We start from the raw sequence: 22,411 nt of genomic DNA, 5'->3' as shown, positions 1-22,411 counted from the left end.
CAATGCCTCACACTATGTCAGAACTGACATAGTGTGAAGGACCTTATCCTGGGGCGACGATGACCTCAACACTGGGATTCGCGATCCTCGCCGTGCTGGCCCGCGGCGAGCGCACCGGATACGACCTCGCCGCCGCCATGCGCACCCCGGTCGGCTACTTCTGGACGGCCGGCCACAGCCAGATCCACGCCGAGCTGCAGAAGCTGCGCGCCGCGGGGCTGGTGGGCTTCGAGGCCGAGCACGGTCCCGGGCCGCAGGGCAAGAAGGTCTACCATCTGACCGCCGACGGCCTGGCGGAGCTGCGGGCATGGGTGACCGAGCCGCCGCGTGCCCGGCCGGAGCGCGACGAGCTGGTGCTGAAGACGTACGCGTCGTGGCTGGCCGAGCCGGGGCTGCTGCGCAGGCTGTTCGCCGACCAGCTCGCCATGCACGAGGAGCGGCTGGCGGACTACGAGCGGGAGGAGGCGGCCTTCGGCGGGCCGCCCCCGCCCGGCGATCCCCGGTTCGGCAACTACGCGACGCTCTGGTGCGGGCTCGGCTACGAGCGGCACCGCGTCGAGTGGTGCAGGTGGATGCTGGAGCGGCTCAGCTCAGCTGGAGCTTGAAGCCCTCGTGGGAGGCGGTGAAGCCGAGCGAGCCGTAGAAGCGGTGCGCGTCGGTGCGGGTCTTGTCCGAGGTGAGCTGCACCATGGCGCAGCCGCGCTCGCGGGCCCGCTCCACGGCCCAGCCGATCATCCGGCGGCCGAGCCCCCGGCCTCTGGTCGACGCGTGGACCCGTACGGCCTCGATCTGGCAGCGTTCGGCCCCGAGGCGGGAGAGCCCGGCCAGGTACGTGAGCTGCATCGTGCCCACCACCTCGCCGCCCTGCTCGGCGACGACGAGCTCGTCGTACGGGTCGGCGTCGATGCGGTCGAAGGCCGCGAGGTAACGCGGGTCGCCGGGGTCGCCCTCGCGCCGGGCGCCGAGGGGGTCGTCGGCCAGCATCGCGACGATGGCGGGCACGTCGTCACGGCGGGCTGTACGGAAGGTGATGTCTGTTACGTGCGGTTCCTGCATGTTTCGCATCATGTCAGGGACGGCTCAGGGTCCGTCCCCGATGCTCCCAAGGGGCCCCGGGAGCGACCATGGCGATATGAACGAAATCAGTCGACGCGATGAGATATCGCTCTCCGGTGCCGCGCTCCGTGGCGCCCCTTGGAAGGCCGCGGCCGTCGGCGGCGGTGTCGTCACCGCCGCCAGCTACGGCATGGGCCTGCTCACGGGCGGCGGCGACCTGGTGTGGGCGCTGGGCCTCGGCATCAGCCTGTTCGCCCTGATCGCCGCGATCGGGGCGGTGTCCAAGCCGCACGAGGGCGACCGGGTCACCCGCCAGGCGCGCGTCTGGTCGCTGCGCCACCCGTGGAAGTTCGCGCTGCTGCCCGCGGGCATCACGGCGGTGCTCGACTATCCGGTGCAGCTCGTCCTCGACGGCGAGGGGGTCTTCGGCTCGGCCGTGCACGCGCTGTGGCACGGCGCGCTGGTCTATCTGATCGCCGCCATCCTGACGCTCACGATGCAGGGCAGGGCACGCTCTGAGCGGTGACCCCACCCGGCCTTCAGGACTCCCGCTCGGCCTGGCTGCGGCACACGCAGAACTCGTTGCCCTCGGGGTCGAGCATCGTCACCCATCCGGTGCCGTCGGGCCGGCGCAGGTCGGCGTGGACGGTCGCGCCCAGCCCGATGAGCCGGTCGACCTCCTCGTCGCGGGTCGCGCCCGCGGTGCCGTTGACGTCGAAGTGCAGGCGGTTCTTGACCGTCTTGCCCTCGGGGACGCGGATGAACAGCACGTAGGGGTCGCGCTCGGTCCGCAGCATCACCTCGTCGTCGCCCGGCTGGTCGTCCTCGCCCAGAGGCAGCCCGGTGGCCCTGCTCCACCAGCTCGCGAGCGCGTAGGGGTCGGCGGCGTCGACGGTGACGGCGTGGATCTCGATCATGGCAACACCCAACCCGACACCGCCGTAGACGTCAAACCGGTGTCAGTCCCACCAGACGGTGACCCAGCGGTCCCTCGGCAACGGCCACATGCCGAGCGCGACGGCCGTCTCGGCCACCTCGTCCGCTCGGGACGGGTCGAGGCACGCCCGCCGGCAGGCGCTGGCCGCGAGCTCCTCCAGGGAGCTGAATCGTTCCAGCGGGGCCTCCCGCTCCTCCACCCGTACGGCGAAGCCGAGCGCCGCCGCCAGCGCCACGCAGTCCTCGGCGACCGGCCGCGCCGGGCGGTCGATGCCGTGGAAGTGCTGCCAGAGCGGCGTCATCCAGCTCGTCGGGTGGCGGTGCGTCAGCTCCAGCACCACCCGCCCGCGCGTGTGCGCGTCGAGCGCGCGCAGGAAGCCGGCCAGGTCGGGCACGTTGTAGACGACGTGCGCGGCGATGGCGACGTCGGCCACCGGGGCCTCGTCGGCGACGTCCGGCCAGCGGCCGTGGATCGTGGTGACCGGCACCCCGAGCTTGTCGGCCCGCAGCGTGAGCCCGTCGAGCATCGCGGCCGAGGAGTCGACCGCGTAGAGGTGGCCGAGGCGCCCGGCCAGCGGCAGCGAGGACGCGCCGGCGCCGCAGCCCACGTCGAGCAGCGTGCCCTGGTCGGGCAGGGCCTCCATCAGCCTCGTCGTCGTGGGTCCGTCGTCCGGCTCGGCGAGGGCCCGGTCGGTGCGGGTGCCGAACCGTTCGGGCGAGTGAGTCCAGGGGTCGGCGGAAGCACGGGCCAGGATCTCGTCCGGGATCGCCCAGGCCTCCAGTCGCTCCCGCCACCGCACGGCGAGTTCTTCGGCGTCCATGGAGACGAGCATGCCATGCATGGCGGGGGTTACCCGCGGGTAGCATTTCAGAGTAAGGTTACTCGCGAGTACACCCCTGACTCGGTTCAAGGAGATCGACCCCATGGGCCACTACAAGAGCAACGTTCGCGACCTTGAATTCAACCTCTTCGAGGTCTTCGGGCGACGCGAGATCCTCGGCGCAGGGCCCTTTGCGGAAGTCGACGAGGACGTCGCGCGCAGCATCCTGGAAGAGGTCAACCGTCTGGCGACCGGCGTGCTCGCCGACTCCTTCGAGGAGGGCGACAGGACGCCGCCGGTCTTCGACCCCGCGACGAGCTCGGTCACCATGCCGGAAGGCTTCAAGAAGTCGTTCAAGGCGCTGGTGGACGGCGGCTGGGCGCACCTCGACCTGCCCGCCGAGCTGGGCGGCCCCGGCATCCCGAGGAGCCTCGCCTGGGCCACGGCCGAGATGGTGCTGGGCGCCAACCCGGCGCTCTACATGTACGCCGCCGGCCCCAACTTCGCCTACACCCTGTGGCAGGTCGGCACCGAGGAGCAGAAGCGCTTCGCCGAGCTGGCCATCGAGCGCAACTGGGGCGCGACCATGGTGCTCACCGAGCCGGACGCCGGCTCCGACGTGGGCGCCGGCCGCACCAAGGCCATACGCCAGCCCGACGGCACCTGGCACATCGAGGGCGTCAAGCGCTTCATCACCAGCGCCGAGCACGACATGTCGGAGAACATCTTCCACCTGGTGCTGGCCCGCCCCGAGGGTCACGGCCCCGGCACCAAGGGCCTGTCGATGTTCCTGGTGCCGAAGTACCACGTCGACCTGGAGACCGGCGAGCTCGGCGAGCGCAACGGCGTCTACGTCACCAACGTCGAGAAGAAGATGGGCCTGAAGGTCTCCACGACCTGCGAGCTCACCTTCGGCGAGAAGCACCCGGCGGTCGGCTGGCTGGTCGGCGAGGTGCACGAGGGCATCAAGCAGATGTTCATGGTCATCGAGCACGCCCGCATGATGGTCGGCACCAAGGCCATCGCCACGCTCTCGACCGGCTACCTCAACGCGCTCGACTACGCCAGGTCGCGCGTCCAGGGCGCGGACCTCACCCAGATGACCGACAAGACCGCCCCGCGCGTCACCATCGTCAACCATCCGGACGTGCGCCGCGAGCTGATGCTGCAGAAGGCGTACGCCGAGGGCATGCGCGCCCTGGTCCTCTACACGGCCACCTTCCAGGACGCCGTCATGATCGACCCGGCCGACGCGCACGCGCACGCGATGAACGACCTGCTGCTGCCGCTGGTCAAGGGCGTCGGGTCGGAGCGGTCGTACGAGTTGCTGGCCCGCTCGCTGCAGACCCTGGGCGGCTCCGGCTACCTGCAGGACTACCCGATCGAGCAGTACATCAGGGACGCCAAGATCGACTCCCTGTACGAGGGCACCACCGCCATCCAGGGCATGGACCTGTTCTTCAGGAAGATCCTGCGCAACCAGGGCGCGGCCGTCGGCGCGCTGCTCGGCGAGATCACCGCCTTCGCCGCCTCCGAGGCCGGCAACGGGCGGCTCAAGGAGGAGCGCGAGCTGCTGGCCGAGGCCGCCGCCGACGTCAAGGCCATGGGCGACACGATGGCGACCTGGGCGCTCGGCTCGCTGGAGAAGCCGGCGGAGGTCTACAAGGTCGGGCTCAACACCACCCGGCTGCTGCTCGCGCTCGGCGACCTCGTCATCGGCTGGCTGCTGCTGCGCCAGGCCGAGGTGGCGCTGGCCCGGCTGGCGGACGGCGAGGACCCGTTCTACCAGGGCAAGGTCGCGTCGGCCACGTTCTTCGCCAAGACCGTGCTGCCCCGGCTGGCCGCCGAGCGGCGCGTCCTCGACGCCACCGGCCAGGAGCTCATGGAGCTTCCGGAGGAGGCCTTCTAGGTCCCGGCACCACACGGAACGCCCGCACGCCGTGCGGGCGTTCCGTCGTTCGGCCGGTTGGGGGTGTGATCGTCCTCACCCGGGTATGACCGTGGGCGTACCGGCCGTTTACCAGGGAGGCTCGTCATGGGTGTCGGGGTCAGCATCTTCTTCCTCACGCTCGGCGCCATCCTGAAGTTCGCGATCGAGCCCGACGTCTTCGGCGAGAGCGTCCACATGGACGTCATCGGCCTGATCTTCATGATCGTGGGCGGCGTGGGCGTCGTGCTGAGCATCGTGCTGGCCCCGAGGCGGGGCCGCACGTCCGACGGGCGCCTGATGCACCGCGAGAACAACCCCCCGGAGATCTAGGCCCTAGACCTCGATCTGCACGGCGGCGCGGGCGGCCAGGATCGGCTTGATGTGCTCGGCGATGACCGCCTGGTGCTGCGGATGGTCGCGGTAGACGAGATAGTCGTCCACCGAGTCGAAGTCGCCCACCACCGCGTAGGCGTGGTTGCCCTCGTTGATGCCGGCGTCGGGGCCGACGGTGTAGGAGCGGATCTCCGGGATCGCGTCCGGCAGCTTGCGCAGCTCGGCGGTCACCGTCGCCTTCTGCTCGTCGGTCGCGTCGTCGGTCCAGGTGAACAGCACGATGTGGCGAATCATGGGAGCACCCTATCGACGCCGGCTCAGGAGCCGAGGTAACGCAGCACCGCCAGGACCCGGCGGCTGTAGCCGGTGGTGTGCGACAGCGCGAGCTTGTCGAACAGGGCGTTGACGTGTTTCTCCACCGCGCTCTGCGACACGTGCAGGGACTGCGCGACGGAGGCGTTGGTGAGGCCCTGCGCCATCAGCTCGAGCACCTGGCGCTCGCGGGCGGTCAACTGGGTCAGCGGGTCGGTGTGGCTGGTGCGCGCGAGCAGCTGGCGCACCACCTCCGGGTCGAACGCCGTCCCGCCCGCGCCCACCCGGTCCAGCGCGTCCAGGAAGTCGCCGACCTGGGCCACGCGGTCCTTCAGCAGGTAGCCGACGCCGTCGATGCTGCCGCTCATCAGCTCGGTGGCGTACTTCTTCTCGACGTACTGCGACAGCACCAGCACCTTGACCTCCGGCCAGCGCCGCCGGATCTCCAGGGCGGCGCGCAGGCCCTCGTCGGTGTGGGTGGGCGGCATCCGTACGTCCACCACCACCGCGTCGGGCCGCTCGGCGGTCACCGCCCGCAGCAGCGCGTCGGCGTCGCCCACCGCGGCCGGCACGTCGTGACCTTCCTCCTTCAGCAGCCGTACCAGGCCCTCCCGCAGCAGGGCCGAGTCCTCGGCCAGCATCACGCGCACGGCAACTCCGCTTCGATCACGGTCGGCCCGCCGGGCGGGCTGGTCAGGGTGAACCGGCCGTCCAGGGCGGCCACCCGCTGCGCCAGGCCGGTCAGCCCGCCGCCGGTGGCGTCGGCCCCGCCCACGCCGTCGTCCTCCACTCGCACGACGACCATGGTGGCCTGCCGGCGTACGTCGATGGTCACCAGGGTGGCTCCGGAGTGTTTGGCCGCGTTCGTCACCGCTTCGCTGGCCACGAAGTAGGCGGCGGCCTCCACCACCGCCGGGGGCCGCTCCGGCAGCTCGCAGGTGACCTTGACCGCGACCGAGGACCGCTCGGCCACTCCGGCGAGCGCCTCGGCCAGACCGTGCGCGTCCAGCCCCGACGGGTAGACCCGCCAGGCCACCTCGCGCAGCTCAACCAGCGCCTGCTGGGCCTGCTCGTGGAGCTGTTCCAGCAGCTCGGGGCGGCCCCTGCGGGCGCGGCCCGCGAGCATGGACAGCGCCACCAGCCGCTGCTGCACCCCGTCGTGGAGGTCGCGCTCGATGCGCCGCCGTTCGGCGTCGACCGCCGCGACCACCCCGGCCCGGCTCACGGTCAGCTCGTCGATCCGCCGCCGCAGCGCCTCCACCGGGTCTGGGGCGAGCAGCCGTACGGCCAGCCGCCGCTCCAGCGCCTCCACCCCCACCAGGCCGCACACGTCCAGGAACAGCAGCACGCAGCCCGACACGAACAGGTAGGCCACCAGCGGCGCGGTGGGCAGCATGCCGTCGAACGCCTCCCCGCGCGCCCACGACCACACCAGCATGACCGCCATGCCGAGGCCGACCACGAGCAGCAGCACCACGAGCCCGCCCAGCACGCCCACGGGCGTACGGGCGGCGAGGTAACGCAGCTCGCCCTCCTCGTTCTCGACGGGTAGGTCCAGGCGCAGCCGCCACAGCTCGAACCGGGTCAGCCGGGCGGCCGCCGTCCGCACGGCGGGACGGTCCGCGAACGGCGCCGCCGCCAGGACGAACAGCAACCCCGCGAGGGCGGTCACCGCGCCGGCGGCCACCGCCCCGACGAGCCTCGGCCCGCTAAGCACCGACCGCATGCCGCCCCTTGCGCCGCTGGGTCAGCCGCGTGCCCACGAAGACCAGCACCGCCAGCGCCACCGTGGCGATGACGGCGTTGGTGCCCAGGCCGACGTAGGTCTCCACCAGCGCCCAGTTCTCGCCCAGCGTCCATCCGGCCAGGACGAAAATGGTGTTCCAGAGCAGGCTGCCGGCCGTGGTCAGGAGCGTGAAGACGCCCAGCGGCATGCGCTCCACCCCGGCGGGAACGGAGATCAGGCTGCGGAAGATCGGGATCATCCGCCCGAAGAACACCGTCTTGCGCCCGTGCTTGAGGAACCACGCCTCCGTCCTGGCGATGTCGGAGACCTTCAGCAGCGGGATCCGGGCGGCCAGGGCCAGCGTGCGCTCCCGGCCGAGCATCGCGCCCACCCCGTACAGCGCCAGCGCCCCGATCACCGAGCCGGCCGTGGTCCACAGCAGCACGGCGAGCAGGTTCATCTCTCCCTGGGAGGAGGCGAAGCCGGCCAGCGGCAGGATCACCTCGCTGGGCAGGGGCGGGAAGAGGTTCTCCAGCGCGATCGCGATCCCGGCTCCGGGGGCGCCGAGCATCTCCATCAGGTCGATCAGCCATTCCGTCATGCACCAGAGACTAGGAACGACCAGGGTACGGCCACCATGAGGCGGACGGCCGAGTGAGGGTGCGGAAAACCACAGGAGATGTATCAGATCGGGTGGGCGGCGTCTCCGACGTCATGAAGGCAAGCGTGTGGCACGCCTCGCAGGGTGATCGCCGGGGGAGGGGTCCTCCCGGCGATCACCCTGGTTTCAGCTCAGCTCCACGCCATGATGCGGAGCGGGTCCTCCAGCATGTCGCCGACGTCGCGCAGGAAGCGGGAGCCCAGCTCGCCGTCCACGATCCGGTGGTCGAACGACAGCGACAGCGTCGTCACCTTGCGTACGGCGAGCTCGCCGTCCACCACCCACGGCAGGTCCCGCACCTGGCCGAAGGCGAGGATGGCGGCCTCGCCCGGGTTGATGATGGGGGTGCCGGTGTCCACGCCGAACACGCCGACGTTGGTGATCGTGATCGTCCCGCCCGCCATCTCGGCCGGCTGCGTACGTCCCGCGCGGGCCGTCTCCGTCAGCTCGGCCAGGCTCCGGGCCAGGTCGGGCAGGGAGAGGGCGTGCGCGTCCTTGATGTTGGGCACCACCAGGCCCCTGGGGGTGGCGGCGGCGATCCCGAGGTTGACGTAGTGCTTGACGACGATCTCCTGGGCCTGCTCGTCCCAGGAGGAGTTGATCATCGGGTGCCGGCGGGCCGCCGTCAGGACGGCCTTGGCGACCAGCAGCAGCGGGCTGACCTTGACCTCGGCGAAGTCCGGCAGGGCGCGCAGCCGCCTGACGGCCTCCATGGTGCCGGTCACGTCGATCTGGAGGAACTCCGTGACGTGCGGGGCGGTGTAGGCGCTGGCGACCATGGCCTGGGCCATCATCTTGCGCACGCCCTTGACGGGGACGCGCTCCTCGCGCTGCCCGGGGGCGGCGGTGGCCTGTTGCGGGGCCGGTTGCGGGGCCTGTGCGGCCGCCGCGGCGGCGTGCACGTCGTCCCGCGTGATGGAGCCCTGCGGGCCGGTGCCCGTGACCGTGGTGAGGTCCACGCCGAGGTCCTTGGCCAGCTTGCGGACCGGCGGCTTGGCCAGCACCGTGATGGGGCCGGGCGCCTCGTGGACGGGTACGGGCGCCACCTCCACGCGCCTCGGGTTGGCCACCGGAGCGGCGGGGATCGGGGCGGCGGGCGCCTCCGCGGCCGGAGCCCCCGTGGCGGGGGCTTCCGGGGCGGGGGCTTCCGTGACGGCGGCTTCCGTGACGGCGGCTTCCGGGGCGGCGGCTTCCGGGGCGGCGGCTTCCGGGGGCGGGCCGTCGGTGGTGGCGGCGGGTTTGCGGGGGCGGCGTCGGGTGGCGCCGGTCTTGACGCCGTAGCCGACCAGCACCGCCTGGCGTTCCTCCTTGGGGGCCGGGCTGCCGTGGGCGCCGGGCTCGACCGCGCCCTCCGCCGGGGGCTTGGGCACCAGGTCGTCGGCCAGGGCCTTGACCTGGCCCGCCGAACCGGCCTCGCCGGGCTCCTCCGTCGTGTCCACGGCGATGATCGGCCGGCCCACCTCCACCGTCCGGCCCTCGTCGGCCAGCAGGCCGGACACCACGCCGTCCCACGGGATCGGCAGCTCCACGATCGACTTCGCGGTCTCGATCTCGACCACGATCTGGTTGACCTTGACCTCGTCGCCCGGCTGGACGTGCCAGCGGACGATCTCGGCCTCGGTCAGCCCCTCTCCGACGTCGGGGAGCCTGAACTCGCGTCGCATGAACCCCCCTCTCAGAACCCGAAGGCCCGGTCGACGGCGTCGAGCACCCGGTCCAGGTCGGGCAGGTAGTGCTCCTCCAGCTTCGACGGCGGATAGGGGGTGGAGAACCCGCCGACCCGCAGCACCGGGGCCTCCAGGTGGTAGAAGCACTGCTCGGTGACGCGGGCGGCCAGCTCGGCGCCGAAGCCGTTGTAGACGGGCGCCTCGTGGACGACCACGACCCGGCCGGTGCGGCGCGCCGACTCCATGATCACCGCCTCGTCCAGCGGGTTGAGCGAGCGCAGGTCGACGACCTCCAGGGAGCGGCCGTCGTCCTCGGCCGCCGCCGCGGCCTCCAGGCAGGTCTTCACCATCGGCCCGTACGCCAGCAGCGTGGCGTCGGCCCCCGCCCGTACGACCTTGGCCGCGTCGAACGGCGTCCACCAGTCGGACGAGGTGGTGTCGATGTCGCCCTTCTCCCAGTAGCGGCGCTTGGGCTCGAAGAACACCACCGGGTCGTCGCAGCGGATGGCCTGCTGGATCATCGTGTACGCGTCCGCCGGGTTGGAGCAGGCGACCACGCGCAGCCCGGAGGTGTGGGTGAAGTACGCCTCGGGGGACTCGCTGTGGTGCTCGACCGCGCCGATGCCGCCGCCGCACGGGATGCGCACGACCACCGGCAGCTTGATCGCGCCCAGCGACCGCATGGGCATCTTGGCGAGCTGCGTGATGATCTGGTCGGCGGCCGGGAAGACGAACCCGTCGAACTGGATCTCGCACACCGGCCGGTAGCCGCGCAGCGCCAGGCCGATCGCGGTGCCGATGATGCCGGACTCGGCGAGCGGCGTGTCGATGACGCGGTCCTCGCCGAAGTCCTTCTGCAGGCCGTCGGTGACGCGGAAGACGCCGCCCAGCTTGCCGACGTCCTCTCCCATGATGAGGACCTTGGGGTCGTCCTCCATGGCCTTGCGCATGCCCTCGTTCAGGGCTTTCGACAAGCTCAGAACGGTCACTTCTCGAACCCCTCCAGATACGCGGCGAACTGGGCGCGCTCCTGGTCGATCAGCGCGTGGGGCTCGCGGTAGACGTGGTCGAAGATGTCGAGCGGCTGGGGGTCGGGCAGCGCGAGGCAGCGCCGCCGCAGGTCGGCGCCGAGCTGGCCGGCCTCCTCGTCGACGGAGTCGAAGAACTCCTGGTCGGCCAGCTCGTTCTTGAACAGGTAAGCCTTCACCCGCTCGATGGGGTCCTTGAGCTTCCACGCCTCCAGCTCGCTCGCGACCCGGTAGCGCGTCGGGTCGTCGGTCGTGGTGTGGGCGCCCATCCGGTACGTGAACGCCTCGATGAGCGTCGGCCCCTGCCCGGTCCGCGCCGCCTCCAGGGCCTTGCGTGTGACGGCGAGGCAGGCGAACACGTCGTTGCCGTCCACCCGGATGCCGGGGAAGCCGAAGCCGGAGGCGCGGCGGTAGAGGGGGATGCGGGTCTGCTTCTCCAGCGGCTCGGAGATGGCCCACTGGTTGTTCTGGCAGAAGAACACGATCGGCGCGTTGAACACGCTGGCCCAGATGAAGGACTCGTTCACGTCGCCCTGGGAGGTGGCGCCGTCGCCGAAGTAGACGATCGTGGCGGCGCTGGCGTCGTCGCGCTGGATGCCCATCGCGTAGCCGACGGCGTGCAGGGTCTGGCTGCCGATGACGATCGTGTAGAGGTGGAAGTTGTGCTCCTGGGGGTCCCATCCGCCGTGGTTGACGCCACGGAACAGCCCGAGCAGCTTGACCGGGTCGACGTCGCGGCACCACGCCACGCCGTGCTCGCGGTAGGTGGGGAAGGCCATGTCACTGTCGGTCAGCGCGCGGCCCGAGCCGATCTGGGCGGCTTCCTGGCCGAGCAGCGAGGCCCAGATGCCGAGCTCGCCCTGGCGCTGCAGCGCCACGGCCTCCAGGTCGATGCGCCGGACGAGCACCAGGTCGCGGTAGAGCGACCGGACCTCTTCCGGGGTGAGATCGACGTCGTAGTCAGGGTGCTCGACCCGCTCCCCCTCGGGGGTGAGCAGCTGGACGAGCTCCGGAGGTGCTTCTTGGTGAGCACCGCGAGAGGCGTCGAGTGTCACGTGCCACTCTCCTGTGCGTCGGGGCTGGTCCGGACGGGGTTGCCACCTTAGGCCAGCCTTCTTGGCGATGAACCAACTGGTGGTGGTTCGTACGCGTTTGGGAACATCGTGGCAGACGTCACAGCCCTCCGCGCAAGCCCCATCTCTCCCCCGTTCCCGTTGTGCCGTCGGCCACACGCCCCCGGTAGGCTGGCTTTCCCAACCCCGTCGCACGCAGGAGGAACAGTGGCGCGCGTCATCGTCGAGGTCATGCTGAAGCCCGAGATCCTCGACCCGCAGGGCCAGGCGATCGCGCGGGCGCTGCCCCGTCTCGGCTTCTCCGGCGTCTCGTCGGTCCGCCAGGGCAAGCGCTTCGAGGTCGAGCTGGACGGCCCGGCCGACGCGGCGGCGCTGGACGAGGTCCGCAAGATGGCCGAGACCCTGCTGGCCAACACCGTGATCGAGGACTACGCCGTCCGGGTCGAGGAGCAGTAGGGAGATTTGGCGTCCCGTTTTCCTCGTGGCCGCTTAAAGCCGGGTTCCGACGTGCCACAATGCCACGGGGTCACCAACAGTGAATAACAACAGCGTGATTTTGCGGTTAGCCCCGTTTTCACAGGGAAATCTACTCCAGGTGACATTCTGGCGCCCGGAGGAGTCCGGTGGATATTGAGTTCTCGTTGGCACTGCCTCGGGATGCGATCGGCATACCGATGGTCAGGCGGGTGCTCGGCGATGCCATGAGGTCGCTCAACGTGAGCGAGACCTGCATCGCCGACATGCTGCTCGCCGTCTCCGAGGCATGCTCCAACGCGGTTCGGCACGGGGGGCCCGCCAACCGCTACGAGGTGAGCGCGTCGATCGGCTACGGCCAGTGCGACGTCCGGGTGGCGGACAGCGGCACGGGCGTGCCGTCGATCCCGCCGGGCTTCCCCCCTCCCGACACCGAGAACGGCCGTGGGCTGCTGATCATGCGCTCCGTCGTGGACGAGATCTCGTTCGGCATCACGCCGGGCCGTGGCACCACCGTCCACCTGCGTAAATCCCTCGACTGGGACGAAGAGGCCGCGGCCCGCCCCCGGGAGCTCGCCGCCGTCTGACCGCGATACCGCGCATCTAAGCGCCTCCGATACGCTGAAGTGACCGCCGCAGACCACCGTCACCCCGCATCGACGGTGGCGCGCGCGTGCGCATCCTCGGAGGGGACGACTGTCATGAGCGCTGCCCGTGTGGGCGTAGTCACGTTTCCAGGAACTCTCGACGACCAGGACGCCGCCAGAGCCGTGCGCCTCGTGGGCGCCGAGGCGGTGCCGCTGTGGCACGCCGACCACGACCTGAAGGGAGTGGACGCCGTCTTCCTGCCCGGCGGCTTCTCCTACGGCGACTACCTGCGCTGCGGCGCCATCTCGCGCTTCGCGCCGCTGATGGACGAGCTGATCCCGGCGGCGAAGGCCGGGCTGCCGGTCATCGGCACCTGCAACGGCTTCCAGATCCTCTGCGAGGCGCACCTGCTGCCCGGCGCGCTGACCCGCAACGCCTCGCTGCACTACGTCTGCCGCGACCAGCGGCTGCGCGTCGAGCGCGCCTCGACCTCCTGGACCAACTCCTTCGACGAGGGCCAGGAGATCACACTGCCGATCAAGCACGGCGAGGGCCGCTACGTCGCCTCCGCCGACACCCTCGCCGAGCTGGAGGCGGGCGGCCAGGTGGTGGTGCGTTACCTCGGCAACCCCAACGGCTCGCTCAACGACATCGCCGGCATCAGCAACGCGGCCGGCAACGTCGTCGGCCTCATGCCGCACCCCGAGCACGCGGTCGAGGACCTCGTCGGCGCGCCCAGCACCGACGGCCTCGGCTTCTTCACCTCCATTCTCAAGAGCCTGGTGAACGCATGACCGACACCGTTGAGCGGGCGTCAGGGACGCCCGACGAGCCGATGCCCTTCGCCGAGCTCGGCATGAAGCAGGACGAGTACGACCGGGTCAAGCAGATCCTCGGCCGCCGCCCGACCGGCTCCGAGCTGGCCATCTACAGCGTCATGTGGTCCGAGCACTGCTCGTACAAGTCGTCCAAGGTGCATCTCAAGCAGTTCGCCACGAAGGCGTCCAAGTCCGAGGCGCTGCTGGTCGGCATGGGCGAGAACGCGGGCGTGGTCGACATCGGCGACGGCTGGGCGGCCACGTTCAAGATCGAGTCGCACAACCACCCGTCCTACGTCGAGCCCCACCAGGGGGCGGCCACCGGCGTCGGCGGCATCGTCCGCGACATCATGTCGATGGGCGCGCGCCCGATCGCCGTCATGGACTCCCTGCGCTTCGGCGCGGCCGACGCGGTCGACACCCGCCGGGTGCTGCCCGGCGTGGTGGAGGGCATCAGCAGCTACGGCAACTGCCTGGGCCTGCCCAACATCGGCGGCGAGGTCGTCTTCGACCCCTGCTACCTCGGCAACCCGCTGGTCAACGCCCTGTGCGTGGGCCTGCTGCGCAAGGACCAGATCAAGCTCGCCACCGCGCCCGGCCCGGGCAACAAGGTCGTGCTGTTCGGCGCGTCCACCGGCCCCGACGGCATCGGCGGGGCGAGCGTGCTGGCCAGCGCCACGTTCGAGGACGAGTCGCAGGCCAAGCGGCCCGCCGTGCAGGTGGGCGACCCGTTCATGGAGAAGCTGCTCATCGAGTGCTGCCTGGAGCTGTACGCCGCCGACGTGGTCGTCGGCATCCAGGACCTCGGCGCGGCCGGCGTCTCCTGCGCCACGACCGAGCTGGCCGCCAAGGGCACCGGCGGCATGCAGGTCGACCTCAACCTGGTGCCGCTCCGCGACCCCTCGCTCCGCCCCGAGGAGATCCTCATGAGCGAGTCGCAGGAGCGCATGATGGCCGTGGTCCGGCCCGACGACATCCCGGCGTTCATGGAGATCTGCGCCAAGTGGGACGTCCCCGCCACCGTCATCGGCGAGGTCACCGACACCGGCCGGCTCGTCATGACGTGGGACGGCGAGGTCATCGTGGACATCCCGCCGGGCACGGCCGCCGACGAGGGGCCGGTCTACGAGCGGCCCTACCACGAGCCGGCCGGGCAGTCCGCGCTCAACGCCGACACCCCCGACCGCCTGGAGCGGCCCGCGGACCTGCGGGAGACGCTGCTGCGGCTGCTCGGCTCGCCCAACCTGGCCTCCAAGGAGTGGGTGACCGACCAGTACGACCGTTACGTCCGCTCCAACACGGTCCTGGCGCAGCCGGCCGACGCCGGCATGCTGCGCATCTCCGAGGCCATCGCCGGCGCCGAGCCGACGACCCGGGGCATCGCGCTCGCCACCGACGGCAACGGCCGCTACGCCAAGCTCGACCCGTACGCGGGGGCGCAGCTCGCGCTCGCCGAGGCCTACCGCAACGTCGCGGTGACCGGGGCCGAGCCGCTGGCCGTCACCAACTGCCTCAACTTCGGCTCGCCCGAGGACCCCGAGGTCATGTGGCAGTTCGCCGAGGCCACGCGCGGCCTCGCCGACGCCTGCCGGACCCTCGGGGTGCCGGTGACCGGCGGCAACGTCTCCTTCTACAACCAGACGGGCGCGACCGCCATCAACCCGACCCCGGTCGTGGGCGTGCTCGGCGTCATCGAGGACGTCGCCAAGCGGGTGCCCACCGGGTTCGTCGCCGAGGGGCTGCGTGTGGCGCTGCTCGGCGACACGCGCGAGGAGTTCGGCGGCTCGGAGTGGGCGCACGTCGTCCACCGTCACCTGGGCGGGCTGCCGCCGCAGGCGGACCTGGAGGCCGAGCAGGCGCTCGGCGCCGTGCTCGTGGAGGCGGCCAGGCGCGGGCTGCTGGAGGGCTCGCACGACCTGTCCGACGGCGGGCTCGCGATCGCGCTGGCCGAGTCGTGCCTGGCGCGGGGCGTCGGGGCGAAGGTGACGCTGTCCGGCGACCCCTTCGTCGACCTGTTCAGCGAGTCGGCGGCGCGGGCGCTGGTCGTGGTGCGGCCGGAGTCGTACGACGAGTTCGCCTCGCTGTGCGGGCGGCACGACGTACCGTGCTACGGGCTCGGGGTCACCGGCGGGGCGTCGCTGGTGGTCGAGGACGTGTTCGAGGTGCCGGTCGAGGAGCTGCGGGAGACGCACCGGGGGGCGCTGCCCGCGCTGTTCGGCTGATCCTGGACGAGAGAAAGGGCCGGTACGGGGTTCCCGTGCCGGCCCTTTCGCGCGCGCGTGGGGGTTACGCCTTCTTCAGGCAGATGACGTAGGCCGAGCCGTTGACGGACGTGCCGTTGCCACCGCCGTGGCCCGGGTTGTCGTTGCCGCCGCCGTTGTCGTCCTTGGCGACGCTGACGGTCCAGCCGGTGCCGTTGCCGCTCGGCGCGCTGGCCATGACGACCGCGTTCTTCAGGGTGCTGAAGCTGAAGCCGCCGCCGGTGGCGGTGTTGCCGTAGTTGCAGGAGACGGTGGCGGAGCCGAGGCCGTTCAGCGAGGTGGTCTTGACGTAGGTCGTGTACGTGCCGCCGCCGTCCTTACCGTCCTTACCGTCCTTGCCGTCCGCGCCCTTGGGGCCCTGCGGGCCGGCGGGGCCGGCGGGGCCCTGCGGGCCGGTGTCGCCCTTCGGGCCCTGCTGGCCGTTCTTGCCGTCCTGGCCGTCCTTGCCGGGGAGGCCGTTCTTGCCGTCCTGGCCGTCCTTGCCGGGGAGGCCGTTCTTGCCGTCGTCACCCTTCGGGCCCTGCGGGCCCTGGGGGCCGGCGGGGCCGGTGTCGCCCTTCGGCCCCTGCGGGCCGGTCGCGCCCTTCAGACCGGGGCGGCCCTGCGGGCCCTGGGGACCGGCGTCACCCTTCGGGCCCTGCGGGCCCGTGTCGCCCTTGGGGCCGACCGTGACGGAGTTCGTGGTGGCCTCGCTGCCGCCGCCGATGAGCACGCGGATCTCGGTGGTGCGGCACTTCGTGGTCGGGTTCACGATGCGCGCGTAGCGGGTCTTCTTGTTGACGCACGCGGTGACCTGGTTGCTCGCCGACGATGCGGTGGCGACGCCACCGACCGCGAGGAGCGAGGCGGCGAGCGCTCCGACAGTGGCGAGGGTGAGCGCACGCCCACCGCGGATCTTGATAGCCACGGCTGTCCTTCCAGCGACGGATGTTTCAGAGGAGATGCATGAGAAGCACGTTTCAAACGGTCCAGAGGTTGGCAGAAACTACATAACGTATTTGTCACACTGCAAAGCGTTACTTACCAGGTTGACCGATTGTCGATGACTTGGGTGAGTAAAACGGCACAGTCGCCGCACCGGTCCCGCGTGGATAATCGGCTTGTGCCTAGCGCCGAACCCGCCCCCTACCTGCCGCCGGCCACCCAGCCGGTGCGCGGCGCAGTCTGGGCGATCCACCTGGTCCTGCCCATGCTGGGCCTCTGGCTCCTGCTCGCCAACGACTCCGTCAACATCCCCTGGCAGCACAACCCGAGCCACTTCTGGCTGATCGTCGCGGTCGCCGGGATCAACGTGGCGCTCGGCCTGATGATCAGCGAGGCCTCGCGCCGCCGCCGCGACGCCCGCCTGTTCCTCGTGTCCATGGTCTTCCTGAGCAGCGCCGGCTTCTTCTTCATGCACGGCCTCGCCACGCCGATGATCATCCTGCACACGGGCTCGCTCGGCTTCGACATCGGGCAGCAGGTGGGCCTGTCGGCCGCCGCCGCGTTCGCCTTCGCCTCGGCCCTGCCGCTCGGCGAGCAGGCGGCCGCGCGGGTGCTGGGCGCGCAGCAGGTGATCCGCGCGGCGCTGGTCGGCTTCATGGTGGTGTGGGGCGTCGCCTCGCTGGTGCCGGGGCTGACCGCGCTCAGCGAGCCGCCCTCGCTGACGCCGGTGCCCTGGCTCGCCTGGGGCTCGATCCCCGGCCTGCTGCTGTACGCCGCCGCCAGCGTGATGATGTTCCTCATCCACCGGCGGCGGCCGTCGGCCATGCTGATCAGCCTCATCACCGCGTACGCGCTGCTGGCCGAGTCGATGGTGGCCGGCATGTCGCAGCTCAACTGGCACCTGTCGTGGTGGGAGTGGCACCTGCTGCTGACCCTGGCTTTCGTGTTCGTGGCCTACAGCGCTTACCTGCAGTTCCGGCGCGAGGGGTCGAGCGCGGGGCTGTTCGACTCGGTGACGCTCGCGGCGACCGTACGGCGGATCAGGCAGGACTACGACCGGGCGCTGGAGGAGCTGGTCGAGGCCGTACGCAGGGGCGAGCCGCTGGCCGCGACCCGCCTGTCGGGCAAGTTCCGGCTCAACGAGAGCCAGGTTGCGGTGCTGGACCGGGCGGGCGCGGCCCTCGCGAACGAGCGCGAGCTGTCGGCCCGGCTGGCGGCCCTGGTGGACGTCAGCGCCCGGACCAAGGTCGGCCTGCCGGAGGACGAGCTGCTGGCCTCGTCGCTGGAGCGGGTGCGGCAGGCGTACGGGGACGTCAAGATCGGGCTGGTGGCCGACGGCCGGACCCAGGTCGGCTCACGCGAGTACGCCTTCACCGGTGACGAGCCGATCCGCCGCGACCACCTGCTGGCCTTCCCGCTCACCGTGAAGGGCAGGCTGGCGGGCGTGCTGGAGGTGCCGATCGGCCGGACGAACCAGGACGAGGCGCTGGCCGCCACGCTCGCCGGTCAGCTCAGCCTCTCGCTGGAGAACGCCCGCCTCTACCGCGAGCTGCACACGCTGTTCCACCAGTACATGTCGCCGGACGTGGCGCACGCGCTGCTGGCCGACCCTGCGCAGGCGGCGCTCGGCGGCGAGCTGCGCGAGCTGACCGCGCTCTTCGCCGACCTCAAGGGCTTCACGACGTTCTCGGAGAAGGTCACGCCGGGCGAGATCGTCGAGATGCTCAACCGCTACCACACGGCCGCCGTGCCGTGCATCCTCGACAACGGCGGCACGATCGTGCAGTTCGTCGGCGACGCGCTGCTCGCGCTGTTCAACGCCCCGGCCGCGCAGGAGGACCACGCGCGGGCCGCCTGCCGGGCCGCGCTGGCCATGCAGCAGGCCGCGGCCGAGGTGGCCGAGGAGATGGCGTGGAAGCGGGTGGACGACGTGCCGTGGCCGACGTTCCGGGTGGGGATCAACACCGGGCCCGCGCTCGTCGGCAACATCGGCAGCCCCGAGCTGCGCGGCTTCAACGCGATGGGCGACTGCGTCAACGTGGCCGCCCGGCTGGAGGGCGTCGCCGAGCCGGGCACGGTCGTCATCGGCGAGACGACGCTCAAGCAGCTCGGCGAGGGCGCCGCGGTCAGCCCGCTGGGGCGGCTGAGCCTGAAGGGCAAGGAAGAGCTCGTCGCGGCGTACGTTCTGACGAGTTTGCCGTAGCTGGACGGGGCTCGTACCGACATAATCGGGCGCATGGAGCCAGAGCCAGGCGAGTTCCTGTCCATGCTCACCGACGAGGAGGCGCAGGCCCTGCGCGCCGCCGGGCGGCTGCGCCGCTGGGATCGCGGCACCGCGGTGATGAACGAGGGCGACGTCGCCGACTGGGTGCTCGTGCTGCTCGACGGCCGGGTCAAGGTGTCCTCCCACACGAGCGGCGGCACCGAGGTGGTGCTGGCCGTACGCGGGCCCGGCGGGCTGCTGGGCGACATGTCCGCCATCGACGGCTCGCCGCGCTCGGCCACGGTCACCGCGCTGGAGCCGATCAGCGGCATCGTGGTGCGCGACTTCCAGGCGTTCCTGGAGGCCCACGGGCGGATCGCGGTGCTGCTCATGAAGCTCGTCACCGGCCGGCTGCGCGACTCCGACAGGAAGCGCATCGAGTACGGCGCCTACGACACGACCGGCCGGGTCGCGACCCGCCTGATCGAGCTGGCCGAGCGGTACGGCGAGAAGACCAACGGCGGGGTGCGCGTGGCGCTGCCGCTGTCGCAGGACGAGCTGGCGGGCTGGACCGGCGCGTCGCGGGAGGCGGTCAGCAAGGCGCTGCGCACGCTACGCGACCGGGGCCTGATCGAGACCGGGCGGCGGCGGGTGGTCATCCACGACCTCGACGGCCTCAGAAAGCGCGCCAGGTAACACCCCCACCAAATCGGACGTACGTCGTACGTCATAGTGGGAGCATGGTCGCGGTCACCCCCCAAGACGACAACCGCCTCCGCTACGCCTGGAAGGCGTGCTCGGTCACCAGTCTGGGGCTCGTCCTCATCGGCATCGCCGGCAGCACGCTCAACGTGGCCTTACCCACCGTCGTGCGGCACTTCGCGGCCGGGCCGACGGAGTCCGGCTGGATCCTGCTGTCGTTCCTCCTGGTCAACACGGCGAGCCTGGTGTTCTTCGGCCGGGTGGCCGACCTGCTGGGCAGGCGGGAGGTGTATTTAGCGGGGTTCGCCCTGTTCACGCTGGCCTCGCTGCTCGCGGGGCTGTCGCCGGATGTGGGGTTCCTCATCGCGATGCGCGTCGTGCAGGCGGTCGGCTCGGCGATGATCCTGGCGAACGGCACCGTGATCATCACCGACGCCTTCCCGCCCGAGCGGCTGAGCCAGGGCATGGGCGTCTACATCGGCACGCTCTCGGTGGCGCAGCTGGCCGGGCCCACGGTCGGCGGCCTCATCGCCGAGACGGCCGGCTGGCAGTGGATCTTCTGGGTGAACGTCCCCGCCGGGCTGCTCGCGCTCGGCTGGGGCGCGGCGATCCTGCGCAAGATGCCACGGGGGCCGCGCGAGCCGGTGGACGCGCCGGGCAACGTGCTGCTGTTCGCCGCGCTGTCGGCGCTGCTGCTGGCGCTGTCGGAGGCGGGCTCGCGCGGGCTGTCGAGCCCGGTGGTGCTGGCAGGGGCCGGGCTGTTCGTGCTGCTGGTGCCGCTCGTCGTGCTGGCCGAGCGGCGGGCCCCGAACCCGGTGCTTGACCTGCGGCTGTTCGGCGGGCGGCTGCTGGCGTACGCGAACGCGGCCTCGTTCTGCAACGCGCTCGCGCGCTCGGCGCTGATCCTCGTGGTGGCGCTGTACTTCCAGGCCGCGCGGGGGCTGGACGCGTTCGCGGCGGGGCTCAGCGTGCTGCCGGTGCCGGTCGGGATCGGGCTGGCCTCGCCGCTGGTGGGGCTGCTGGGGCGGCGGGTGTCGCCGTACGCGCTGTCGATCGGCGGGGCGACGCTCAGCGCGCTGGGGCTCGGGACGCTGATGCTGACGGCCGATCCGGCCACGCCGTACTGGGTGACCGGGATCGGCCTGTTCGTGGCCGGGTGCGGCAGCGGCACGTTCCTGACCGGCAACACCACGCAGGTCATGGCGGCGCTGCCGAGCGGCAGCCTGGGCGTGGTCAACGGCTTCCGCATCATGATCATGAACGTCGGGGTCGTGATCAGCGTCGGCCTGTCGCTCAGCGTGGTGACCGCCTCCGTGGGGCCGGAACTGCGCGCCCAGGTGTACGCGGGAACGTTGTCCACGCTCTCCCCCGTCGCCGTCGGGCAGCTCATGGACGGCTTCCAGCGGGCGTACGCGGTGCTGTTCGCGGTCGCCGTGGCGGGCGCGCTGCTGGCGGCGCTGGCGCGGGGCCGTCAGGACGGTCAGAGCAGGGCGGAGAGCCTGGACTCGACGTCGCGGTAGCGGGAGACCGGGATGAGGTGCACCCCGGCGAACGCGCCCGACTCGCGCAGCGCGAGCACCTGCTCGCAGGCGGCCTCGACGCCCGCCATGCGGTCGGCCGCCACCCGCCTGACGAGGTCGTCGGGGATGCCGATGTCGGGGATCGCGGAGGCCAGGGTGCGGGCGTGGCGCTCGCTGGCGAGGACCATCACCCCGGCGTAGACCGGCGCGTCCGCCGGATGCTCCTCACGCCACCGGAGCTGGGCCTCCACCGAGTAGCTGACCTGGAGGAACAGGAAGTCGGCCGTGTGCTTCCAGGCCGGCAGGGAGCGCAGCCCGGCCGCCGCGCCGAGCCGGAGGTCCGGCGAGAACGCCCGCGCCTCCTCGATCATCGAGCGCACGGTGAGGTCGCTGGTCCGGTTGCCGCTCGTCGGCTTGTCGCCGTAGACGAACAGGAACTGGTCGACCCCGTACGCGGCGGCGGTCAGCAGGTCGCGACGGAAGCCGAGCAGGTTGCGGTCGCGGGAGTTGAGGCAGGCGATGCCACGCCCGCCCATCGCCTCGACCTCGTGCGCCACGGCCACGCTCGACACGGTCGCGCGGCCGATGTGGTTGTCGGGGATGAGGAAGGAGTGGGCGATCGTGCTCATGGTGCCGATCTGGTGCCTGACGTGCTTCAGATCGGGCTTGGTGGGGGGTTCGATCTCGCAGATCAGCTCGAAGGTCACGAAGACGACCCTAGCCGCCGGGCGGCCAGGGCTTCGATGCCCGCCAGGACGAGATCGACGCCGAAGGTGTCGTAGAGCGCGGGGTCCGGGCCCTCGACCAGGGGCACGGCCATCTCCACGATGTGCGGATAGGTCTCGACCGGCACCGACTGCAGGCCGATGAGCTTGGCCTGGACGGCGGAGGCGGCCTCGCGGCCCGCGCGGTGGTGCGCGGGGGCGTCGGCGATGGCGATGGCGCTGTTGAGCAGGTAGCGGCTGATGAGGCAGCTCTCGTCACCGTTGAACCCGGCCTCGCGGCCGACGCCGAGCGCCTGGTTCCACACGGCCAGGAAGTTGGGGACGGTGATGACGTCCACCTGCTCGATGACGCTCCTCGCGCAGGGATGCGTGCGCAGCGTGCGGATCAGCCCGACCATGAGGTCGCGGAGCTGTTCCTGCCACGGGCGCTGGTCGGCGGGCTTCGGCGCGAAGCCGGCGATGAGGTGGTCGGCCATGCCCGCGAGGAGCTGGTCCTTGTTCTTGAAGTGCCAGTAGAGGGCCATCGGCGTCACGCCCAGCTCGGTGGCCAGGCGTCTGATCGTCACGGCGTCGAGTCCTTCGGCGTCGCCGATCTCCAGGGCGCGCACCGCGATCGCCTGCGCGGTCAGTTTTCCCATCACGGTTGACAACTA

Annotated in this window: 24 protein-coding genes; 11 read left to right on the top strand and 13 right to left on the bottom strand. The window is 71.3% G+C overall.

Annotated elements, in window-relative coordinates:
* The first annotated feature begins 59 nt into the window (after nucleotides 1–59).
* On the top strand, nucleotides 60–605 hold the full coding sequence (locus AC27IY_RS20525) for a PadR family transcriptional regulator (protein WP_344212836.1): 546 nt from the start codon (nucleotides 60–62) through the stop codon (nucleotides 603–605).
* On the opposite strand, the gene AC27IY_RS20520 is transcribed toward AC27IY_RS20525, so the two are convergent.
* A complete protein-coding gene (locus AC27IY_RS20520; protein WP_487178875.1) occupies nucleotides 586–1,056 on the bottom strand; it encodes a GNAT family N-acetyltransferase in 471 nt (156 codons plus the stop codon). The two genes, AC27IY_RS20525 and AC27IY_RS20520, sit on opposite strands and share 20 nt — an antisense overlap.
* A gap of 76 nt (nucleotides 1,057–1,132) precedes the next feature.
* Between AC27IY_RS20520 and AC27IY_RS20515 the strand changes: the two genes are divergently transcribed.
* The gene (locus AC27IY_RS20515; RefSeq protein WP_344212840.1) at nucleotides 1,133–1,582 is read left to right on the top strand and encodes a hypothetical protein; all 450 of its coding nucleotides are present in this window, start codon (nucleotides 1,133–1,135) and stop codon (nucleotides 1,580–1,582) included.
* A 13-nt stretch (nucleotides 1,583–1,595) separates the two neighbouring features.
* Here the strand turns inward: AC27IY_RS20515 and AC27IY_RS20510 are convergent, their stop codons facing one another.
* Both AC27IY_RS20510 and AC27IY_RS20505 read right to left on the bottom strand, forming a co-directional pair.
* Nucleotides 1,596–1,973 carry a VOC family protein gene (locus tag AC27IY_RS20510; protein WP_344212842.1) on the bottom strand — a complete coding sequence of 126 codons (378 nt, stop codon included), beginning with the start codon at nucleotides 1,971–1,973 and terminating at the stop codon, nucleotides 1,596–1,598.
* A 42-nt stretch (nucleotides 1,974–2,015) separates the two neighbouring features.
* Nucleotides 2,016–2,813, bottom strand: a complete 798-nt coding sequence (locus tag AC27IY_RS20505) for a class I SAM-dependent methyltransferase (protein WP_487178873.1) — start codon at nucleotides 2,811–2,813, stop codon at nucleotides 2,016–2,018.
* A 103-nt stretch (nucleotides 2,814–2,916) separates the two neighbouring features.
* Between AC27IY_RS20505 and AC27IY_RS20500 the strand changes: the two genes are divergently transcribed.
* Together AC27IY_RS20500 and AC27IY_RS20495 are read left to right on the top strand one after the other, a co-directional pair.
* The gene (locus AC27IY_RS20500; RefSeq protein WP_487178871.1) at nucleotides 2,917–4,722 is read left to right on the top strand and encodes an acyl-CoA dehydrogenase; all 1,806 of its coding nucleotides are present in this window, start codon (nucleotides 2,917–2,919) and stop codon (nucleotides 4,720–4,722) included.
* A gap of 126 nt (nucleotides 4,723–4,848) precedes the next feature.
* On the top strand, nucleotides 4,849–5,073 hold the full coding sequence (locus AC27IY_RS20495; RefSeq protein WP_344212848.1) for a hypothetical protein: 225 nt from the start codon (nucleotides 4,849–4,851) through the stop codon (nucleotides 5,071–5,073).
* A gap of 3 nt (nucleotides 5,074–5,076) precedes the next feature.
* Here the strand turns inward: AC27IY_RS20495 and AC27IY_RS20490 are convergent, their stop codons facing one another.
* The 7 genes from AC27IY_RS20490 to pdhA all read right to left on the bottom strand — a co-directional run bounded on the left by AC27IY_RS20490 (nucleotide 5,077) and on the right by pdhA (nucleotide 11,525).
* Nucleotides 5,077–5,370: a Dabb family protein gene (locus AC27IY_RS20490; RefSeq protein ID WP_344212850.1), complete on the bottom strand. Its 294-nt coding sequence runs from the start codon at nucleotides 5,368–5,370 to the stop codon at nucleotides 5,077–5,079.
* Between the two features lie 23 nt (nucleotides 5,371–5,393).
* A complete protein-coding gene (locus tag AC27IY_RS20485; protein WP_487178870.1) occupies nucleotides 5,394–6,038 on the bottom strand; it encodes a response regulator in 645 nt (214 codons plus the stop codon).
* Nucleotides 6,029–7,114, bottom strand: coding sequence for a sensor histidine kinase (locus AC27IY_RS20480; protein WP_487178869.1), 1,086 nt, complete (start codon nucleotides 7,112–7,114; stop codon nucleotides 6,029–6,031). Before AC27IY_RS20480 ends, AC27IY_RS20485 begins: the two co-directional genes overlap by 10 nt.
* Nucleotides 7,098–7,715 (bottom strand): DedA family protein, encoded by a 618-nt coding sequence (locus tag AC27IY_RS20475; RefSeq protein ID WP_423477174.1) that lies wholly within the window; start codon nucleotides 7,713–7,715, stop codon nucleotides 7,098–7,100. The genes AC27IY_RS20480 and AC27IY_RS20475 overlap by 17 nt, the downstream gene beginning before the upstream one ends.
* A gap of 191 nt (nucleotides 7,716–7,906) precedes the next feature.
* Nucleotides 7,907–9,439 carry a dihydrolipoamide acetyltransferase family protein gene (locus AC27IY_RS20470; RefSeq protein ID WP_487178868.1) on the bottom strand — a complete coding sequence of 511 codons (1,533 nt, stop codon included), beginning with the start codon at nucleotides 9,437–9,439 and terminating at the stop codon, nucleotides 7,907–7,909.
* An 11-nt stretch (nucleotides 9,440–9,450) separates the two neighbouring features.
* Nucleotides 9,451–10,431 (bottom strand): alpha-ketoacid dehydrogenase subunit beta, encoded by a 981-nt coding sequence (locus AC27IY_RS20465; RefSeq protein ID WP_487178867.1) that lies wholly within the window; start codon nucleotides 10,429–10,431, stop codon nucleotides 9,451–9,453.
* Nucleotides 10,428–11,525, bottom strand: a complete 1,098-nt coding sequence (gene pdhA, locus AC27IY_RS20460) for a pyruvate dehydrogenase (acetyl-transferring) E1 component subunit alpha (protein ID WP_423451668.1) — start codon at nucleotides 11,523–11,525, stop codon at nucleotides 10,428–10,430. Before pdhA ends, AC27IY_RS20465 begins: the two co-directional genes overlap by 4 nt.
* A 225-nt stretch (nucleotides 11,526–11,750) precedes the next feature.
* Here pdhA and purS point away from each other — a divergent pair, with 225 nt between their 5' ends.
* The 4 genes from purS to purL all read left to right on the top strand — a co-directional run bounded on the left by purS (nucleotide 11,751) and on the right by purL (nucleotide 15,645).
* Nucleotides 11,751–11,999: a phosphoribosylformylglycinamidine synthase subunit PurS gene (gene purS, locus AC27IY_RS20455; protein ID WP_020544216.1), complete on the top strand. Its 249-nt coding sequence runs from the start codon at nucleotides 11,751–11,753 to the stop codon at nucleotides 11,997–11,999.
* Nucleotides 12,000–12,217: 218 nt separating this feature from the next.
* The gene (locus tag AC27IY_RS20450; RefSeq protein WP_344214053.1) at nucleotides 12,218–12,604 is read left to right on the top strand and encodes an ATP-binding protein; all 387 of its coding nucleotides are present in this window, start codon (nucleotides 12,218–12,220) and stop codon (nucleotides 12,602–12,604) included.
* Between the two features lie 114 nt (nucleotides 12,605–12,718).
* Nucleotides 12,719–13,399, top strand: a complete 681-nt coding sequence (purQ, locus tag AC27IY_RS20445; RefSeq protein ID WP_344212865.1) for a phosphoribosylformylglycinamidine synthase subunit PurQ — start codon at nucleotides 12,719–12,721, stop codon at nucleotides 13,397–13,399.
* Nucleotides 13,396–15,645: a phosphoribosylformylglycinamidine synthase subunit PurL gene (purL, locus tag AC27IY_RS20440; RefSeq protein ID WP_487178866.1), complete on the top strand. Its 2,250-nt coding sequence runs from the start codon at nucleotides 13,396–13,398 to the stop codon at nucleotides 15,643–15,645. The genes purQ and purL overlap by 4 nt, the downstream gene beginning before the upstream one ends.
* A 64-nt stretch (nucleotides 15,646–15,709) precedes the next feature.
* Here purL and AC27IY_RS20435 read toward each other — a convergent pair whose 3' ends face one another.
* Nucleotides 15,710–16,591, bottom strand: coding sequence for a collagen-like domain-containing protein (locus AC27IY_RS20435; protein WP_423477178.1), 882 nt, complete (start codon nucleotides 16,589–16,591; stop codon nucleotides 15,710–15,712).
* A gap of 195 nt (nucleotides 16,592–16,786) precedes the next feature.
* Between AC27IY_RS20435 and AC27IY_RS20430 the strand changes: the two genes are divergently transcribed.
* Genes AC27IY_RS20430 through AC27IY_RS20420 form a run of 3 tightly spaced genes read left to right on the top strand, consistent with a single transcriptional unit; the run spans nucleotide 16,787 to nucleotide 21,033 of the window.
* Complete coding sequence (locus AC27IY_RS20430; RefSeq protein ID WP_487178865.1) at nucleotides 16,787–18,811, top strand: adenylate/guanylate cyclase domain-containing protein; 2,025 nt, start codon at nucleotides 16,787–16,789, stop codon at nucleotides 18,809–18,811.
* 33 nt (nucleotides 18,812–18,844) lie between these two features.
* Nucleotides 18,845–19,507 carry a Crp/Fnr family transcriptional regulator gene (locus AC27IY_RS20425; protein WP_344212873.1) on the top strand — a complete coding sequence of 221 codons (663 nt, stop codon included), beginning with the start codon at nucleotides 18,845–18,847 and terminating at the stop codon, nucleotides 19,505–19,507.
* Nucleotides 19,508–19,551: 44 nt separating this feature from the next.
* Nucleotides 19,552–21,033 carry an MFS transporter gene (locus AC27IY_RS20420; RefSeq protein ID WP_423477179.1) on the top strand — a complete coding sequence of 494 codons (1,482 nt, stop codon included), beginning with the start codon at nucleotides 19,552–19,554 and terminating at the stop codon, nucleotides 21,031–21,033.
* On the opposite strand, the gene AC27IY_RS20415 is transcribed toward AC27IY_RS20420, so the two are convergent.
* Together AC27IY_RS20415 and AC27IY_RS20410 are read right to left on the bottom strand one after the other, a co-directional pair.
* A complete protein-coding gene (locus AC27IY_RS20415; protein WP_487178864.1) occupies nucleotides 20,994–21,740 on the bottom strand; it encodes a methylenetetrahydrofolate reductase in 747 nt (248 codons plus the stop codon). The two genes, AC27IY_RS20420 and AC27IY_RS20415, sit on opposite strands and share 40 nt — an antisense overlap.
* Nucleotides 21,737–22,396 carry a TetR/AcrR family transcriptional regulator gene (locus AC27IY_RS20410; RefSeq protein ID WP_423452202.1) on the bottom strand — a complete coding sequence of 220 codons (660 nt, stop codon included), beginning with the start codon at nucleotides 22,394–22,396 and terminating at the stop codon, nucleotides 21,737–21,739. The genes AC27IY_RS20415 and AC27IY_RS20410 overlap by 4 nt, the downstream gene beginning before the upstream one ends.
* Nucleotides 22,397–22,411: the final 15 nt, after the last annotated feature.

Source organism: Nonomuraea sp. B208, from assembly GCF_057536035.1.
Note: the sequence above shows the minus strand (reverse complement) of the source record. Positions and strands in the feature narration are given on the sequence as shown.